This is a genomic window from Dactylosporangium sp. NBC_01737, assembly GCF_035963215.1.
Classification (GTDB): domain Bacteria; phylum Actinomycetota; class Actinomycetes; order Mycobacteriales; family Micromonosporaceae; genus Dactylosporangium.
Map to the genome: position 1 here is coordinate 2,863,884 of NZ_CP109153.1, position 17,690 is coordinate 2,881,573.

Genomic DNA, 17,690 nt, shown 5'->3' on the forward strand with positions numbered 1-17,690 from the left:
AACGCCGTCGTAACAACGGACACGGATCATGCCCCACGCGTAGCGCGTGAGGGGATGCCATTGTGAGCAGAACAGGCAACGCGCGTGCGGCCGCGGAGGACAGCCTCGAGGACTATGCCTTCCGATATGTGCCGCGCACCTTCCGGCGCTGGAGCGCGGCCTCCGTCGGCGCGACCGCCCTCGGGTCCATCGCGTTCCTCGCCGACTTCTCGATCGGCGCGAGCGTCGGCATCGACCACGGCACCGCCAACGCCGTGCTCGGCATCCTGTTCGCGTCGGTCATCATCATCATCGTGGGTGTGCCCGTCGCCTACTACGCCGCCCGCTACAACCTCGACCTCGACCTCATCGCCCGCGGCTCGGGATTCGGCTACTACGGCTCGATCATCACCACAGTGGTCTTCGCGGGTTTCACCTGCATCTTCTTCGCCCTGGAGGGCGCCATCATGGCGCAGGGGCTGCAGGTGGCGACGGGGACGCCGCCGTGGCTCGGCTATCTCATCTCGACGGTGGTCGTGATCCCGATCGTCATCTACGGCATGCGTGCACTGGAGCGCCTGCACTTCTGGACCACGCCCATGTGGCTCGCCCTCGCCCTGCTGCCGCTGCTGTGGATCCTCGTCTCCGACCCCGAGTCGGTGCGCGCCTTCACCTCGTTCAGCGGCAACTCCGACGGCACGATCAGTTTCGGCGCCGTCGTCTCGAGCGCGGCCGTGTGCTTCGCCCTCACCCCGCAGCTGGCGGAGCAGATCGACTACATCCGCGCCATGCCGCCGCGCACGCCGGCGAACGCCCGCTCGTGGTGGACGTCGTTCGCGTTGTCCGGCCCCGGCTGGGTCATCTTCAGCGGTATCAAGCAGGTGATCGGGGTGTTCCTCGCCGTCTACGTCCTCGTGAAGGTGGATCCCACTCTCGGGCACAGCGCGACCGAACCGGTCAAGCAGTTCGTCGGCATGTACCAGACCCTGTTCCCCGACTGGCTCGCCGTCGTCCTCGCCCTCGTGCTCATCGTGGTCGCGCAGGTGAAGATCAACGTGACGAACGCGTACTCGGGCTCGCTCGCCTGGTCGAACGTCTTCACCCGGGTGGCGAAGCACTACCCGGGTCGCACGATCTTCGTGCTGCTCAACCTTGTGATCGCATACGCGCTCATGATGATGGACGTCTTCACCCTCATCTCCTTCGTGCTGAGCCTCTACGCGAACGTCGTCATGGCGTGGCTCGTGACGATCGCCACCGATATCGCGATCAACAAGTGGGTGCTGCGCATCTCGCCGCGCTTCCCAGAATTCCGCCGCGGCATGCTGCACGACTGGAACCCGGTGGGGCTCGTGTCGGTGGGACTCGCCTCGGTGCTTTCGCTGCTCGCGTTCGCCGGGCTGCTCGGCACCGCCGTCAAGCCGTTCTCGGTGCTCATCGCGATCGGCGTCGCGTTCGTCGCCACGCCGGTCATGGCCCTCGCCACGCGGGGGCGCTACTACCTCCGCCGCCGCTCCGACGGCATCGACTCCCCCCGGTTCGACGAGCACGGCAACCCCTCGGGTGAGCGGTTCCGCTGCCATGTCACCGGATATATGTTCGAGCGGCCGGATATGCTGGCCTCGGCACAGCGAGGGTCGCACGGCCAGTTGCAGTACGTCTCTTCGCTGGCGCTCACGCTCGACAGTTCCGATCGCTACGTGCTTCCGCCGGAAGTCACCGGCCCCCCGCACCGGGCGACCGATCGAGGCAGGGGAACGTGATGGAGGAGCCGGTCGACACCGCGACCGCGATTCTGGCGAGCGCTGCGGCCCTGCTGCGTGAGCACACGTTCGACGACATCTCCTATCGTGCCCTCGCCGACGAGGTCGGCATCTCGGAGCGCACGGTCTACCGCCAGTACCCCACGCGTGCGCACCTGCTCGCCGCACTTTCGAACTGGATCGAGCAGACCCATTTCCCGCTGCCGCCGTTCGTGACCGTGGCCGATTTCCGCGCCGCCGTGCACGACCGCTTCCGCGCTTTCGACGCGTCGCCCGCGTACGCATACGTCGGCGCACGGGCGTCCGCGATCTCGCTGACGCTCGACGGCGAGCCTGCCTACATCACGCGTGCGATCGAGGCGATGCTCGACGTGTCGGCTTCGACGCTCAACCGACGGGATCGGCGGCGGGTCGCGGCATCCCTGCGGTACTTCTCGTCGGCGATGTTCTGGGCGCGACTGCGCACGGGCTTCGACATGGATGCCGGCGAGATCTGCGACGCGTTCGATCGCGCCGTGGGCGCCGTGCTCGCGAGGGTGCTCGACGCGACGTGGGCGAAGCCGTGACCGGGGCCGTGACCGGATCCAGGGCCGTCCCGGCGCTGAGCGGCACGCAAGTGGCGATCCTCGCCGCCTATGTCGAGCTGATCGAGGAAATCGGCAGCGACGACGTGTCGTTCCGGCTCGTCGCGCGCCGCGCCGGCATCGCCGAGCGCACGGTGTTCCGCAACTTTCCCACGCGGGTCGATCTGCTGCTGGCGACCGCGACGTGGATCGAGGCGACGGTGTTCGTCCGCGAGGAGTCGCACTCGATCTTCGACATCCCCCTCGCGATCCGCGACGCGATGCAGCGGTACGACGAACGGCCCGAGCTCGCGCACGTCGTCGCCGAGACGGCAATGCGCGGCGTGAGCGGCGCGGCGCCGTCGCTCGGCCGGCCGCACCTCGAGCGGCTGCTGGATGCCGAGGTGCCATCCCTCGACGCGGCGCAGCGCAGGGCGGTCATCGCGGCGCTGTCCCACCTCGACTCCGCCGCGACCTGGGTGACGTTTCGCCGCGAGTTCGGCATGGACCGGCGTGACATCGCCGACGCCGCCGCGTGGGCGGCGGAGGCGGTGCTCGACAGCATCCGCGACCGCGTCGCCCCGTAGGGCCGCGTCGTGGAAGATGCACGATCGTCACGTCAGCCCGCCGACGCCGGTCCACATCCCGGCAGCAGCCATGTGCAGCGTGTCGCTGGGCGCCTGACGACCGGCCGCTGCACCGTCGTCGTAGCCGCCTCGGTGAACCTGCCGTGTACATCGAGTTCGTCGTGGTCAGCAGCCACGGCAAGTTCGGCAAGGAGCTGCTCCACAGACAACGGGCAAGCCGTGCGGGAGGCCCTCCAATGGTTGTGGATCATCCACCGCCTAACGACGCCAAACGACGCCTCACCTGCAGGACCCCGCCCTCCGCCAGCTGCTGACCGTCTAGATCGGCCGAGGCAGCGCTGCGCTGCCTCGGCCTCAAGCCGCACGTCGCCCGGGCCGTTCAGCACCGCCACGTCACGGCGCGGGTCTGGACGCCGTTGAACCGCATGACGGCGGTGACGGTCCTGCCGCCGCCGTGGGTGATGCGCGTCGACTCGGCCTGCGCCGGTGACGGCAGCGGCTCAGCGGTGCCGGCGTGCCAGATCGCCGGGCGGCCGGGGTCCCTGCCGCCGTCGATCTCGCCGGCGAGCCGGCCCTCGCCCAACGCCACCCACGGCATGAACGTGCCGAGATCCTCTGTGCTGCCGGTGCGGATGTTGTACCGGCCACCGCCTCCCGCCTGCATGAAACCGAACGCCCAGTCGCCGGAGATGCCGGTCAGGTTCGAGAATTCCGCCAGCCGCACGAACGTCCCGTCCGGCCGCCGGACCGTGGGCGTGCCGTTCGCCGAGCCGGCCACGCTGCCGTCGTCGGTGATCCAGCCCGGCTCGAAGTACTCGCCGCGGCCCGAGAGCATCTGCACCGTGCCGGGTGGCGACGCCGGCCACAGCACGGCCCCCATCGGCGGACCGAGGGCAGTAATCCCGCCCACATCCGTGGTCGACCCGTCGTACGCCAGGCCCACGATGTCGCCCCGGGCGTTGATCGCGCGCGGCTCGACCCAGCTCGCCTGCTCCGGCAGCCGCAGGTGCTCGGTGCCGCCGTCGCGGTGCACCCACCCGATCCGCTCGCGGCTGAGCGGCTCGCGGCTGGACGAGCCGATCACGACCCCCGACGGGTTCACCTCGTTCGGCAGCGGGTCGACGCCGGGCAGCCCGGTCATCTCCCGCGGCGCGGCACCGTCGGCCGACAGCAGCGGCGGCCTGCCCGAGCTGTGGACCGGCCACGTGACAGTGAACCGCCCGGTCGGGTCGATGGCGTCGATCTGGAACTCCACCGGTTCGACCGCGCAGACCCACGGCGGCATCGACACCGACGGCGACGGCGACGGCGCGACCGGCCGCGGCGCAGGGCGTCGGTCCGCTGCCAGCGCCACCCCCGCGGCGACGACCAGCACCGCGGCGGCGACCGCCGTGACCTGCAGCACGCGGTTGCGACGCTCCCGCGCCCGGCCGGTCCGCACCGCGGCGTCCAGATCCACGGTCGACCGGGGAAGTTCCTCGAAGTCGGCCATCTTCAGCAGATCATTCATGTCGCGCTCCCCGTGGAGACGTCGGTGCTGAGGTGGCGGCGCAGGGCCGCCAGGCCGTCGGAGGTCTGGCTCTTGACCGTGCCCTCCGCGATGCCCAGCGTCGCCGCCACCTCGGCGACGGGAAGGTCACACAGGAACCGCAGGACCAGTACCGCCCGCTGACGGGCCGGCAACCTGCGCAACGCGGCCCGCACGACCACCGCCTCCTCGACGGCCGGCCCCGTGACCGGCCGTTCCGGAAGCGTCGCCGTGAGCCGCACCCGCGACCACGGTTTGCGTTCCTCCCGCAGGAACGTGCGGAGCAGCATCTTGCGCACGTACGCGTCGACATGCTCAACGCCCCCGACGTGCTTCCACCGGGTGTACAGGTCCGCCGCCATGCTCTGCACGATGTCGTCCCCGCGATGGAAGTCGCCGGTCAGCAACGCCGCCAACCGGCGCAACTGCGGCATCCGTGCCCGCAGGTACTCCACGTACTCGCGTTCCAGGTCCTCACGCACGTGACCTCCTCAGTATCTGCAAGGCGTCCGGGGGCGCGTCAGGTTGGGACGGAGGAGTAAAAAGCTGCTTCCCGTGGTATGCCAGAGGCACGGCTCCGGCGGAGGTGGGACATCCATGGGCAAGGACGTCGAAACGACCGAGTTCAGCCGTGAGGACCGTATGCGCTACCGCGACAAGGTGCGGCAGTGCCTCGACGCCTTCGCCAGGATGCTGGCCGACGCGCACTTCGAGGACGGCGACGGCATGAGCGGCCTGGAGATCGAGCTCAACCTCGTCGACGAGCAGCACGACCCGGCGCTGCGCAACCAGCGCGTCCTCGACGCGCTCGCCGACCCCGCGTTCGTCACGGAGCTCGGCCAGTTCAACATCGAGATCAACGTGCCGCCGAGGCGGCTCGCCGGCGACGGGCTCGCAGGGTTCGAGGAGCAGGTCCGGGCCAGCCTCAACGCCGCCGAGGAGCACGCGGCCGGCGTCGACACCCGGCTGGCGATGATCGGCATCCTGCCGACGCTGCGCCGCGACCAGCTCACCCCCGACGTGTTGTCGGCGAATCCGCGGTACGCGCTGCTCAACGAACAGATCTTCGCGGCCCGCGGCGAGGACCTCCTGATCGCGATCGACGGGGTCGAACGGCTGCACGTGCGGTGCGACTCGATCGCGCCCGAGGCGGCGTGCACCAGCGTCCAGTTCCACCTGCAGGTCAGCCCGCAGCAGTTCGCCGCGCACTGGAACGCCGCCCAGGCGATCGCCGGCGTCCAGGTGGCGCTCGGCGCCAACGCCCCGTTCCTGTTCGGCCGCGAACTGTGGCGCGAGACCCGCATCCCGCTGTTCGAGCAGGCCACCGACACCCGCGCCGAGGAGCTGAAGTCGCAGGGCGTGCGCCCCCGGGTCTGGTTCGGGGAGCGGTGGATCACCTCGATCTTCGACCTGTTCGAGGAGAACGTCCGGTACTTCCCGTCGCTGCTGCCGATCTGCGAGGACGAGGACCCGATCGCCCTCCTCGACGGCGGGGGCGTGCCGAAGCTCGGCGAGCTCCGGCTGCACAACGGCACCGTGTACCGCTGGAACCGCCCGATCTACGACGTCGTCGACGGCAAGCCACACGTCCGGGTCGAGAACCGGGTCCTGCCCGCCGGGCCGACCGTCGTGGACAGCATGGCCAACGCCGCCTTCTACTTCGGGCTCGTGCGCCGCCTCGCCGAGCAGGACCGGCCGGTCTGGACGCAGATGTCCTTCGGCGCCGCCGAGGAGAACTTCCACACCGCCGCCCGGCACGGCATCGACGCCTCCGTCTTCTGGCCCGGCCTCGGCGCCATCCCCGTGACGGAGCTGGTGCTGCGCCGCCTGCTCCCCCTCGCGCACGAGGGCCTCGACGGGTGGGGCGTCGACCCCGCACACCGCGACCGCCTGCTCCGCGTCATCGAGCAGCGCTGCCTCACCGCCCGCAACGGCGCCACCTGGCAGGTCGAGACCGTCCACCGCATCGCCGGCGCGGGCGAGATCGACCGCGACGACACCATGCGCAAACTGGTTTCGGAGTACCTTCCGAGAATGCATTCGAACGTGCCCGTCCACGAGTGGTGACCGGCGGCGAGATCCGCGTCGACCACGACGGCGCGGTGGCGACACTGCTCATCGACAACCCCGGCAAACGCAACGCGCTGACCGCCGCCATGTGGCGCGCCGTGCCCCACCTCCTGTCCGACCTGGCCGCCGACCCTGCCGTCAAGGTCGTGGTCGTCGCCGGGGCGGGCGGCACGTTCTGTGCCGGCGCCGACCTGGGCGACGCGACGGCCATCGCGGCCGACGGCGAGGACAGCGTCGCCGTGCACGCCGAGCAGGCCCTGGCCGCGTTCCCCAAGCCGACCATCGCCCGCATCGACGGGTTCTGCGTCGGCGGCGGCTGCCAGCTCGCGGTCGCCTGCGACCTGCGGTTCGCCGCCTCCGACAGCCGCTTCGGCATCACCCCGGCGAAGCTCGGCATCGTGTATCCGCGCTCGACGACCCGCCGCCTGGTCGCACTGGTCGGCCCCGCCCGGGCGAAACTGCTGCTCTTCACCGGCGACCTGATCGACGCGCCTTCCGCCGAACGGATCGGCCTCGTCGACACCGTCGTCGACCCTGACACGCTGGCGGCGTCGGTGCGTGCCACCGCCGCCACGATCGCCGGCCGGTCACAGGTCAGCGTGCGCGCGGCGAAGGCCATCGTCGACGGCTGGGACGGCCCGGTCCGCCAGGATCTCACCGAGGTGGCGGAGGGGATCGCCGCGTTCAAGGCCCGCCGCGCTCCGGCCTGGCCGTCCGGCTGACTCGACGCTCCGCACCGCTCGCCTCGGCGTTCGCACCTGGTGTGTGGCACCCCTCAGCCCACTCCCCATGATCACGGAATTTCACTGTGCTCAGGGCGCCACCGAAGAGCGACCGGCAATTGGTCAAGATCGCCATGCGTGACACATCTCTGGGTGCATGGGGTGCATACCCAGGCCGTGCGCTGCGACGGCGCACGCGGTCCGTCTGCTGATGCCCGATGGGCCCCTTGAGTCGGTGCCGCGTCCCTCGGGGTGGATCTTGCGGTTGATCGAAGTCGTCCCGTGGTCGTCCGGGCGACCGGCGTGCGGCGTTGATCACGGCGCGGCGGCGAGGTGGCGGGGTGGCGGCCCGCGCGCGGGAGTTTTCCTGGCGGGACCGTGGTTCGGCGTCCGACGGACGATCTTGCGGGCGTGATCAAAGGACGGCAGTGGCCGCGCCGGTGACCACGGGCGTCCTTCGATCAAGTGGGTGGGCTGAAGATCGCCGCCTGGAGCGTGGTACTCCCCGGTCCAGTCATCGATGGCCACGACTTCCTTGCGATGCGGAGACGCCATCCGGCCGGGACCACCGAACCCTGCACAGATCGAAGTCGCCCTGTGGCCGCGCGGACGACTGCCACGCAGCGTTGATCACGGCGCGGCGGCGAGGTGGTGGGGTGGCGGCCCGCGCACGGGAGTTTCCTGGCGGCGGCCGTGGTTCGGCGCCCAGCGGACGATCTTGCGAGCGTGATCGAAGTTGCGCGGGGGTCGCTCGGACGACCGTGGGGCGACTTCGATCACGACGACAAGATCAAGCCGGGTGTACACGCGGGTAAGGGCGGGTGGTCGCATGCCCGGTCCGGCCCGGACTCCCGCGCGGCGACGGGCGTGCGCCGCGGCAGCGCTCGGCCAGGCCCGCGTCCGGCGATGACGCTGCGAGCACTGCTCTGTGATCACGGAGTTTCACGGGGTGGCTGGCAGGATGACCCGGCGGGGGCGGGTGGCAGTCGCGGCGAGCAGCGTGCCGACCACGCCGATCAGGCAGTAGCCGGACAGGATCAGCGCCGAGCGGCCCACGCCGACGCCGTCGAAGTAGACGATGCCGCGGATCGCCTCGGTGCCCAGGCCCGGTGGCAGCCAGGGTCCGACGGCCCGCCAGAACGGTGGGAGCAGCGGGGCCGGGTACGCGCCGCCGGCGCTCGGGTTGCCCAGGACGACGAACAGCAGCACGGCGAGGCCCGTACCCACGAAGCCGAACGCGGCCTGCAACGCCATCGTGAAGGCGCCCGAGGCGAGGACCAGCAGCGCGCCGAACCAGGTCAGCTGGACGAGATGGCCGTCGATGGCGCCGTAGATCGCGCCGCTGACGAGGGCGCCGCCGAGGCCGGAGAGGACCGCGTAGACCAGCAGCGACAGCAGGCGGATCACGGCGCGGTGCGGGTTGGCGGGGCGGGAGCCCTTGCTGGTGCTCAGGGCGATGGCGACGAGGTACCCGCCGACGACCCAGCCGAGCGCGAGGTAGAAGCCGGACAGGCCGCGGGCGTCGCCGAGCAGTGCCGGCTTGGCGTCCTCGACGGTGAGCGCGCGGTCCTGGGCGTCCTCGAGCGGTGTGACGATCTGTTCGAGGACCTGGCCGACGCCGGCGCCCGCGCCGCTGGCGATGATCAGCCGGTCGGTGGCGTCGGTCGTGGAGACGACGAACGCGCCGTAGACCTCCCGGCGGTCGATCATCCGGCGGGCCGAGGCCTCGTCGGGCACGGCCCGTGCGTCCAGCGGTGAGCCGGGCAGCGCGTCGAGCTGCCGTACCAGCTCGCCGACCTGCTGCGCGGGCGCGGCGACGGCGATCGGGATCCGGTGCGGGGTCGGCTCGTGGAAGGCGCCGATGTAGCTGGCGATGAACGCCAGTTGCACGGCCAGGACCGCGAGGACCAGCGCACCGGCGCGCGGGGTGACCCCGTCGCGCACTTCATGAAGAAAACCCGCTTTCACCGCATTTGACGGTATCAGGCATTTCGGAACACCCATGCCCGCATCAGCACGAAGCGCAGCACGGTCGCGGTCAGGTTGGCGATCACGAGGACCGTCAGCTCCAGCAGGTGGGGGTGTACCGGCGCGGCGGCGTCCAGCAGCACCAGCGAGCCGGACGTCAGCGCCAGCCCCAGCGCGAACAGCAGCAGGCCCTGCGCCTGGTGCCGGCCGGCGTTCGCGGCGCCCCGCACGGCGAACGTCAGCCGCCGGTTGAGCGCGGTGTTGCCGACCGCCGTGACGAGCAGGGCCGCGAAGTTCGCCGCCTGCGCGCCGGTCGCCGGCCGCAGCAGCGCGAACAGCAGCAGGTACGCCACCGTCGACAGCACCCCGACCGCGGCGAAGCGCAGCAGCTGCGACGGCATCGCCGCCGGTACGCCGGCCGCCACGAGCGGCTCCCGCCCGAACTTCGAGCGCAGCGACTGCAGCGGCAGCGACCCGTTGAGCAGTCCACGGCCGAGCCGGGCGATGCCGCGAAGGTCCGCGAAGGCCGTGGAGACGATGTCGACGCGGCTGTCCGGGTCGTCGACCCAGTCGACCGGCACCTCATGGATGCGCAGCCCGGCCCGCTGGGCGAGCACCAGCAGCTCCGTGTCGAAGAACCAGCCGGTGTCCTCAACCAGCGGCAGCAGTTGCTCCGCGACGTCCTTGCGGATCGCCTTGAAGCCGCACTGCGCGTCGGAGAAGCCGACCTGCAGCGTCCCGCGCAGCAGGAGGTTGTACGACCGGGAGATGAACTGCCGCTTCGCGCCCCGCACCACCCGGGAGCTGCGGGCGAGCCTGGTGCCGATCGACACGTCGGAGTGCCCGGACAGCAGCGGCGCCACGAGGGGCAGCAGCGCGTTGAGGTCGGTGCTGAGGTCCACGTCCATGTACGCGAGCACCGGCGCGTCGGAGCCGTCCCATGCGGCCCGCAGCGCCCGCCCGCGCCCCTTCTCCGTCAGGTGCAGCACCTCGACCCCGGGCAGCTCCCCCGCCAGGCCGGTGGCGACCGCGAGGGTCCCGTCGGTGCTGGCGTTGTCGGCGACGGTGATCCGAAAGGGATACGGGAACGTCGCGGTGAGGTGGGCGTGCAGCCGGCGCACGCACGGGCCGAGGTCGCGCTCCTCGTTGTGGACGGGGACGACGACGTCGAGGACCGCCGTGGCGGCGGTCGGGTCGGCGGTGGCTGCTGCGCGGGGGAGCGTCGTTGCGGTCATGTCACCAAGGTCGGTTCCGCAGCTTCCGGCACCTTGTGGCGATCCTGTGCCCCACCTGTGAAAAGGGGCCGCCTCGCAATGAGGCGGCCCCCGATCCGGAGTGCGGGCGGCTACGACAGGTCGTACACCGTGACGCCACCGACCGTCTGCGCGGTGTAGCTGGCCGCCACCCACGCGGCGATCTCGGCGCTGACGCTGCTGCCGCCGTTGCTGCGACCGCCGACACCGGCACCGCCGATGAAGTAGTGGACCTTCCCGTCCGCGACGTATTGCTGGAACTGCTCGAGACTCGGCGCCGGGTCGCTGCCGTTGAAGCCGCCGATGGCCATCACGGGCAGTTCGGTGGCCAGTTGGTACCCCGATGCGCTGTTGGACCCGACGGCCGCGCCGACCCAGGTGTACTGCGCCGCGTTCTCCCGCAGCAGCGCGACGAGCTCCGCGCTCGGGGTCGTGGCGTTGAGCAGACCGCCCATGCCACCGCCGCCACCCATCCCGCCACGCTGCCCGCCGGCCGCGCCGGTCCCAGTGCCGGCTCCGGGAAACGCGCCGCCGCCAGGAGCCGTGCCGGCTCCGGGAAACGCGCCGCCAGGAGCCATACCGCCGCCGTTGCGGAAGCCGCCCATGCCGCCGCGACCGCCGCCGAAGCCGGAGCCGGAGCCCGCCACCGCCGGCCCAGCCGTGACGATCGAGCCGCTGTGCGGCGTGGCGACGGTGTTCATCGAGTACGCGACGGGCCCGGCGAGCAGCGCGAACAGCGCGGCGGCCGCGGCGGCGAGCCCGACCCGCCGCTCGGCCACCCGGCCGAACTGCTGGCTGACCAGCAGTCCCGCCGCACCGGCCGCGCCGGCGAGCAGGACCGCGACGCGCAGCCACGGGTGGAAGTCGGTGGCGCGGGCCAGCAGGACGTACGACCAGATCGCGCTGACCGCGACCGTCGCCGCCAGGGTCAGCAGCGCGAACAGGTTGTCGCGCCGCCGCCACAGGGTCGCCGAGCCCATCGCGACCAGCGCGCCGATCGCGGGTGCCAGGGCCACCGTGTAGTAGTCGTGGAAGATGCCCTGCATCGCGCTGAACACGACGGTGGTCACCACCAGCCAGCCGCCCCACAGGACGTAGGCGGCCTTGCGCGTCGACCAGACCAGGCCCGCGACCAGGAAGATCAGCGCCGCCGGCAGCAGCCACGACGCCTGCCCGCCGGTCTGCCCGTCGAACAGCCGCGACCAGCCGGTCGCACCCCACCCGCCGGCGTTGCCGCCCCCGCCGCCGCCTCCGCCGACGCTGCCGGTCTCGTTGCCGGTGATGCGGCCGAGGCCGTTGTAGCCGAGCGTGAGCTCCAGGATCGAGTTGGTCTGCGAACCGCCGACGTACGGCCGCCACGACGCCGGCGTCAGCTCGACGACCGCGACCCACCAGCCGGCCGAGGCGACCAGCGCCGCCCCGGCGATCAGCAGCTGCACGACCCGCCGGCCCCATCCGGTCGGCGCGAACAGCAGGTACGCCAGTGCGAACGCCGGCACCACCAGCAGCGCCTGCAGCATCTTGGTGAGGAACCCGAAGCCGACGCTGCTCCCGGCGAACACCAGCCACCAGGTGCTGCCCTGCTCCAAGGCCCGCACCATGCCGTAGACGCCGGCGACGAGCAGCAGCATGAGCAGCGCGTCAGGGTTGTTGAACCGGAACATCAGCGTGGCGATCGGCGTCGTCGCGAGCACCGCACCGGCGAGCAGCCCGGCCACCGCCCCGTGCCAGCGGCGGACCGTCAGGTACAGCAGACCGACCGTCGCCACCCCGATCAGCGCCTGCGGGGCGAGGACGCTCCACGAGCTGAGCCCGAAGATCCGCACCGACAACCCGGTCACCCACAACGCCGCCGGCGTCTTGTCCACGGTGATGAAGTTGGACGCGTCGGACGACCCGAAGAACCACGCCTTCCAGCTCTCGGAGCCCGCCTGCGCCGCCGCCGCGTAGAACGCGTTGCCCCACCCCGAGGCGCTGAGATTCCACACGTACGCCACGAGCGTGCCGACGAGCAGCACCCCCAACGCCGGCCGGACCCAGACCGGGTCACGGGGCGGCATGTCCGCGGGTGCGTGGGGGCTGGCAGCGGGGCGGGTCAGCGTCGTCGTCATGCTGCCGAGACTGCGGCCCGCCCCTGCCAGTACCTTGGGCCCCGCCTGTGGGCCACCTGTGAGTCCACCTCCGGCACGGCTGGCGCCGCAGGGAGCCGTCTAGCGCGCCGCGGGGAGCGGGATCTCGTGCCAGGCGGCGGTGGGGCCGGGGGTGGTGGCGAAGTCGTAGCGGGTGGTGCCGTGGCCCAGGGCGACCAGGCTGGCGGAGCCGGAGCCGTACTCCAGGCCGTCGACCGAGTGGTGCACGAGCAGCGGGCGCGGGGCGGCGCCGCTGAAGGTGCCGCCCGCCAGCAGGGGGACCCAGTCGCCCCAGGCGGCGGCGGTGGGCTGGCCGGGGGCCGGGTCGGGGGTTGCGGCGTCGCGCAGCGGGGCGAAGGTGTTGACGTCGACGCCCTGGTTGACGATGACGTGGTCGCCGGGGGGCAGGGTCTGTTCGGTGAGGTCGGTGCCGTTCCAGGACAGGACGGAGACTTCGGCCGGCGTTGCGCGTACCAGGTGGAAGGCGTCGAATCCGGAGAAGTCGGCGGGCAGGGGTGCCAGCGGGAGGGTGCCCCGGGTCGGGCGGTCGCCGAGGGGTGGCAGCGGGGGGAAGCCGTTGAGCAGCGCGGTCACGGCGGGGGTGGCCGGGTCGACGGCGAGCCAGGTGCCGCCGCCGGTGCTGTCCCGGCCTCCCCAGCGGCCCGGCCAGTGCTCGGCGGGCGGCTCCCAGGGGCGGGCCAGGTACTCGTCGCGGACCGCGGCCAGCAGGACGGGCCAGGTGGCGGCGGGGTCGAAGCGGAGGAGCACGGTGCACATGCGGGAAAAGGTTATGCCTGTCCGAGTTGCGGCACCCGTGCGGCCAGCCAGTCGGCGAACTCGTCGGCGGGCAGAGGCTTGGAGATGAAGTAGCCCTGGACCAGGTTGCAGCCCTCCAGGCGCAGGTGGTCGAGGGTCTGTTCGTCCTCGACGCCCTCGGCGACGACCTCGAGGTCCAGGGCGTGTCCGAGTTGTACGGCGGAGCGCACGACCGCGCGGTCGCGGTGGTCGACGGCGATCCGCTGGACGAACGACTTGTCGATCTTCATTTCGTGGATGGGCAGTTCGCGGAGGCGGCCGAGGGAGGAATAGCCGGTGCCGAAGTCGTCGATGGCGAGCTTGACCCCGAGGGCGTGGAGGCGGTCGAGGGTGACGAGGCTGCCGGCCGGGTCGTCCATGATGCTGCTCTCGGTGATCTCCAGGGTCAGGGCGCTTGCCGGTACACCGGCCTGACCGAGGAGGCGGGCGACGATGTCGGGCAGGTCGGCCTCCTGCAGGCTGTTGGGCGACAGGTTGACCGCGACGTGCATGTCGTGGCCCATGCGGCGCCAGGACGCGCAGCGGCGCAGGGCGACCTCCAGCACGTGCAGGGTCAGCGGCCGGATCAGCCCGGAGGTCTCGGCGAGGGGGATGAACTCGTCCGGCGGGACGAAGCCGTGCGCGGGATGGTGCCAGCGGGCGAGGGCCTCGGCGCCGCGGACGATGCCGGTGGCGGTCTCGAGCTTGGGCTGGAAGACCACGACGAGGTCGTGGCGCTGGATGGCCTCGCGCAGGTCGGCGACCATGGCGAGCCGGCGGGGGCTGTTGCGGTCGTCGTCGGGCTGGTAGACCCGCACGCCGGTGCGGGTGGTCTTGGCCACGTACATGGCGACGTCGGCGCGCTGGATGAGGGTCTTCGCGTCGTGGCCGTGCTCGGGTGCGAGGGCGATGCCGATGCTGACCCGGGCGTTGAGGCGCAGGTGGCCGATGGCGATCGGCTGCTCCATGGCGGCGGCGAGGTCGTCGCCGACGGCCACGGCGACCTCGCGGGTGCGGATGCCGGGCAGGAGCACGGCGAACTCGTCGCCGCCGAAGCGGGCGACGGTGCCGCGGTCGCCGAGGCGGCCCTGGAGCCGGTCGCCGACCTGCCGCAGGAGCGTGTCGCCGATGTCGTGGCCGAGGGCGTCGTTGACGTCCTTGAACCGGTCGAGGTCCATGAGCAGCACCGCGGCCGGCATGCCCTGCGCCCGCAACTCGTCGGTGAGGGCCTGGAAGCGCTGCCGGTTGGGCAGGCCGGTGAGCGGGTCGTACAGCGCCAGGTGTTCCTTCTGCGCCACCTCCTGCCGCAGCTCGTCCAGCAGCCGGGCCTTGGTGAGGGAGAGGCTGGCGTGGTTGGCCAGGGCCTGGAACAGCCGGACGTGCTGCTCGCCGAACGTCGGGATGTCGGGGAGGCTGTCGGCGACGAACAGCACGCCGGTGGCGCCGTCGCTGAGCGGCACGGGGACCGCGATGCCGTCGATGATGGATCCCACGACGCGGCTGCCCTTGGCGACCAGGACGGGGGTACCGCCGCGCGCGGGCTGCCACCAGGCGGTCTCGGGCAAGGTGTCCAGGACGGTGGTGTCGACCTGGTGCCGGCCGTGCATGCGGATCCGGACCTGGGTGCCGTCCGCGCCGGGCATGATCAGCTCGGCGCGTTCGGCGCGCAGCTGGTCGCGGGCCTGTTCGAGCACGATGCGGGCGACGCCGCCGGTGTCCAGGACGCCGTCGAGGGCACGGGTGAAGGCGTAGAGCTCCTCGACCTGCTCGTGGCCCTGGCTCTGGCTGACGTAGGAGCGGTACGCCTTGTACGTGACCGCCGAGACGATCGCGAGCAGGGCGATGGCCCGCGGGTCGCGGTCGATGGCGAGGGTGCTGATCAGGCCGATGCTGGTGGTGATCGCGACGAGCGGCATGCCCTGCAGCGCGCTGGGCAGGCGTTTCCACTCGCTCGGGTCGTCGTGCAGCGCGATGACGGCGGTGACGAGGACCGCGGCGATGATGTCGGAGACGAGCATGACGAGCAGGACGTAGAGCCACTCGACCGGGCCGGCGTCGTCGGGGCTGGTGCCCGCCAGGGTCCGCAGCATGACGGACGAGGCGGTGGTCTGCACGCCGAGCAGGGCGACGTTGAAGCCGAGCTTGACGCCGCGCTGGCCGCGCAGGACGACGAGGCCGAGGCCGCCGCCGAGGAGCCGCACGACCAGCAGGAGGGTCGGGTCGACGGAGAGCAGGCCGAGGACCATCGGGATCTCGCTGAGGCTCATCGCGTGCCCGCCGCGGCGGACCCGGATGTGCACGGCGAAGCCCTCGGTCACGGCGAACGCGACGCCGAGCAGGATCAGCGGCAGCGCGTCGGGGCTGGCGGGCAGGCCACCGTGCTGGATGCGCAGCCCGTGCGCCGCGACGGTGGCGACGCACAGCCAGAGGCTGAGCGCTGCCACCCGGGCGTCCGGGCGATTCCACGCACGTGCTTTCTTCATGACCGTCCCGGAATCGCCTTCTGAGTGCGGTTACTGCCAGATGGAGGCGGACCAGTAGCTTCCACTCCAAGTTCGGCCGCTCCAGGTGCTACCTGACCAAGTTCGACCACTCCATGTGCGGCCGTCCCAGACGGCACTGCTCCACGTGCGTCCGCTCCAGGTGCGTCCTGCCCAGCTGCTGCCGCTCCAGCCGACCGCGACCCAGCTGCGGCCGGTGGTGGTGGTGCCGCTCAGCGCCGTGCCGGTCCAGGTGGCGCCGTTCCAGGTGCCGCCGGTCCACGCGGTGCCGGTAGCGGCCGCCTTGGCCCAGGTGGTGCCGGTCCAGGGGCGGCCCATGATGTCCTTCTCGCCGGTCAGTTCGGCGCCGGTGACGGGGTCCGAGACGTGCGCGGAGCCGCGGGAGGACTCCAGCAGGCCGGTGCCGGTCGACGCCGCCCAGGTCTGGGTGGTCGTGGGGGTCGGCGCCTCGATCGCCTTCTTGATGTTGAGCTGGCCGGAGCCGCGGCCCAGGACGTCGCCGGCGGTCATCGCGTCGGTGGTGCTGACGAGCAGCTTCTTGACCTGATCCGGAGTGAGGCCGGGACGCTGCTGCAGCAGCAGCGCCGCGGCGCCGGAGGTGATGGCGGCGGCCTGCGAGCTGCCGCTGCCGCGGAAGTACCGGCCGGTCGCGTCGCCGGGCACGAGCCCGGTCGGGTAGTTGACGTCGACGTAGGAGCCCGGGTCGCGGAGGCCGACGATCGAGCGTCCGGGTGCGGTCAGGTCGGCTGACCGGGTGGTGTTGCCGCGGGTACTGAAGTCGGCCAGGACGTCGTCCGAGCGCGAATCGGTGCCCTTGGAGTCGGCGGCGCCGACCGCGATGACGTACGGGTTGACCGCCGGCATCGACAGTGCGGTGCGGGTCTTGCCGTCGTTGCCGGCGGAGACCACGACCGTGATGCCCTTCTTCCAGGCCGCCTCGACCGCGTGGGAGAGCGGGTCGAGCTTCTCGTCCTGGTACGTGTCGGTGCCGAACGACAGGTTCAGCACCTTGATGTTGAGCCCGGCGTCGTTGCGGTGCGTGACGACCCAGTCGATGCCGGCGATGACCTGGGAGACGTCGGTGGCGCCGTCGGCGGTGGCGACCTTGACGCTGATCAGCGTCGAGGCGGGGGCCATGCCGGTGAAGTTGGTCGGCGAGTTGACGGTGAACAGGTTCGTGCCGGGGTCACGCCCGGCGATCAGGCCCGCCATGTGGGTGCCGTGGCCGAACGTGTCGACGTACCGCAGGTTCGCCGACTGCGACTCGAACGACAGGTCCGGGCCGTTGATGATCCGGCTCGGGTCGTTGAGCCCGGTGACCTGCGAGACGCCCGAGTCGATCAGGGCGATGCCGACGCCGGTCCCGCCGATCGGCCTGCCGCCGGCGTCGGTCTTCTTCCACACGTCCAGTGCGCCGGTCGCGCGCACGACGCTGAACATGGAGTTGGCGTCGCCGTCGGCGCGCCATCGTTCGGCCTGGAGTGCCACCTCACCGTCGAGGGTCACGGAGCGCACGCCGGGTGCGGTCCTCAGGGCGGACAGTTGCGTGTCCGGTACCTCAGCCGTGAAGCTCTCCACGATCGCCAGCGGCCGGCCGACCTTCCCGCCGGCGCGGCCGACCGCGCGGGCGGCCGCGCCGGCGTCGTCATAGGCGACGATGACGCGGGTCAGATGGTCGGTGGCCGACGCTGTCGGTGGTGCCGCGGCTGCCGGCACGCTCGGGACGGCCACGCCGGCGATCGAAATGATCGCTGCCGCGGCGGCACCCACTGCGCTCCGGTGTCTGCTTGGCATTCGGTCCCCTTCCATGGGTCGACGACTCGCCGTGATCC

The 17,690-nt window shown here is 71.7% G+C and carries 13 protein-coding genes; 5 read left to right on the plus strand and 8 right to left on the minus strand.

The features are described from left to right. Positions 1-62 precede the first annotated feature (62 nt). Genes OHA72_RS12760 through OHA72_RS12770 form a run of 3 tightly spaced genes read left to right on the plus strand, consistent with a single transcriptional unit; the run spans position 63 to position 2,892 of the window. Positions 63-1,742, plus strand: a complete 1,680-nt coding sequence (locus tag OHA72_RS12760) for a purine-cytosine permease family protein (protein ID WP_327008056.1) — start codon at positions 63-65, stop codon at positions 1,740-1,742. Continuing rightward, positions 1,742-2,308 carry a TetR family transcriptional regulator gene (locus tag OHA72_RS12765; RefSeq protein WP_327011543.1) on the plus strand — a complete coding sequence of 189 codons (567 nt, stop codon included), beginning with the start codon at positions 1,742-1,744 and terminating at the stop codon, positions 2,306-2,308. The genes OHA72_RS12760 and OHA72_RS12765 overlap by 1 nt, the downstream gene beginning before the upstream one ends. Then, entirely contained in the window at positions 2,293-2,892 is a 600-nt protein-coding gene (locus OHA72_RS12770) for a TetR/AcrR family transcriptional regulator (RefSeq protein ID WP_327008057.1), read from the plus strand. Before OHA72_RS12765 ends, OHA72_RS12770 begins: the two co-directional genes overlap by 16 nt. A gap of 379 nt (positions 2,893-3,271) precedes the next feature. Here OHA72_RS12770 and OHA72_RS12775 read toward each other — a convergent pair whose 3' ends face one another. Further along, entirely contained in the window at positions 3,272-4,402 is a 1,131-nt protein-coding gene (locus tag OHA72_RS12775) for a hypothetical protein (protein ID WP_327008058.1), read from the minus strand. Then, the gene (locus OHA72_RS12780; RefSeq protein ID WP_327008059.1) at positions 4,399-4,902 is read right to left on the minus strand and encodes a SigE family RNA polymerase sigma factor; all 504 of its coding nucleotides are present in this window, start codon (positions 4,900-4,902) and stop codon (positions 4,399-4,401) included. Before OHA72_RS12780 ends, OHA72_RS12775 begins: the two co-directional genes overlap by 4 nt. Positions 4,903-5,017: 115 nt before the next feature. Between OHA72_RS12780 and OHA72_RS12785 the strand changes: the two genes are divergently transcribed. Next, positions 5,018-6,487 carry a glutamate-cysteine ligase family protein gene (locus OHA72_RS12785; protein WP_327008060.1) on the plus strand — a complete coding sequence of 490 codons (1,470 nt, stop codon included), beginning with the start codon at positions 5,018-5,020 and terminating at the stop codon, positions 6,485-6,487. Next, positions 6,484-7,212, plus strand: coding sequence for an enoyl-CoA hydratase/isomerase family protein (locus OHA72_RS12790; protein WP_327008061.1), 729 nt, complete (start codon positions 6,484-6,486; stop codon positions 7,210-7,212). Before OHA72_RS12785 ends, OHA72_RS12790 begins: the two co-directional genes overlap by 4 nt. Before the next feature lie 942 nt (positions 7,213-8,154). Here the strand turns inward: OHA72_RS12790 and OHA72_RS12795 are convergent. From OHA72_RS12795 to OHA72_RS12820, 6 genes are all read right to left on the minus strand, one after another. After that, positions 8,155-9,156, minus strand: a complete 1,002-nt coding sequence (locus OHA72_RS12795) for a hypothetical protein (protein ID WP_327008062.1) — start codon at positions 9,154-9,156, stop codon at positions 8,155-8,157. Positions 9,157-9,194: 38 nt separating this feature from the next. Beyond that, a complete protein-coding gene (locus tag OHA72_RS12800; protein WP_327008063.1) occupies positions 9,195-10,415 on the minus strand; it encodes a bifunctional glycosyltransferase family 2/GtrA family protein in 1,221 nt (406 codons plus the stop codon). A 110-nt stretch (positions 10,416-10,525) separates the two neighbouring features. Continuing rightward, on the minus strand, positions 10,526-12,544 hold the full coding sequence (locus tag OHA72_RS12805) for an ArnT family glycosyltransferase (protein ID WP_442788570.1): 2,019 nt from the start codon (positions 12,542-12,544) through the stop codon (positions 10,526-10,528). 99 nt (positions 12,545-12,643) lie between these two features. Continuing rightward, positions 12,644-13,339, minus strand: a complete 696-nt coding sequence (locus tag OHA72_RS12810) for an NRDE family protein (protein WP_327008064.1) — start codon at positions 13,337-13,339, stop codon at positions 12,644-12,646. An 11-nt stretch (positions 13,340-13,350) separates the two neighbouring features. After that, positions 13,351-15,801, minus strand: a complete 2,451-nt coding sequence (locus OHA72_RS12815; protein WP_327008065.1) for a putative bifunctional diguanylate cyclase/phosphodiesterase — start codon at positions 15,799-15,801, stop codon at positions 13,351-13,353. Positions 15,802-15,870: 69 nt separating this feature from the next. Next, positions 15,871-17,589 (minus strand): S8 family serine peptidase, encoded by a 1,719-nt coding sequence (locus tag OHA72_RS12820; protein WP_327008066.1) that lies wholly within the window; start codon positions 17,587-17,589, stop codon positions 15,871-15,873. Positions 17,590-17,690: the final 101 nt, after the last annotated feature.

Bases quoted from the DNA above. Each gene is read 5' to 3' on its own strand.
- OHA72_RS12765 (WP_327011543.1), top strand. From the start codon at position 1,742: ATGGAGGAGCCGGTCGACACCGCGACCGCGATTCTGGCGAGCGCTGCG.
- OHA72_RS12785 (WP_327008060.1), top strand. From the start codon at position 5,018: ATGGGCAAGGACGTCGAAACGACCGAGTTCAGCCGTGAGGACCGTATG.
- OHA72_RS12775 (WP_327008058.1), bottom strand. From the start codon at position 4,402: ATGAATGATCTGCTGAAGATGGCCGACTTCGAGGAACTTCCCCGGTCG.
- OHA72_RS12805 (WP_442788570.1), bottom strand. From the start codon at position 12,544: ATGACGACGACGCTGACCCGCCCCGCTGCCAGCCCCCACGCACCCGCG.
- OHA72_RS12810 (WP_327008064.1), bottom strand. From the start codon at position 13,339: ATGTGCACCGTGCTCCTCCGCTTCGACCCCGCCGCCACCTGGCCCGTC.
- OHA72_RS12800 (WP_327008063.1), bottom strand. From the start codon at position 10,415: ATGACCGCAACGACGCTCCCCCGCGCAGCAGCCACCGCCGACCCGACC.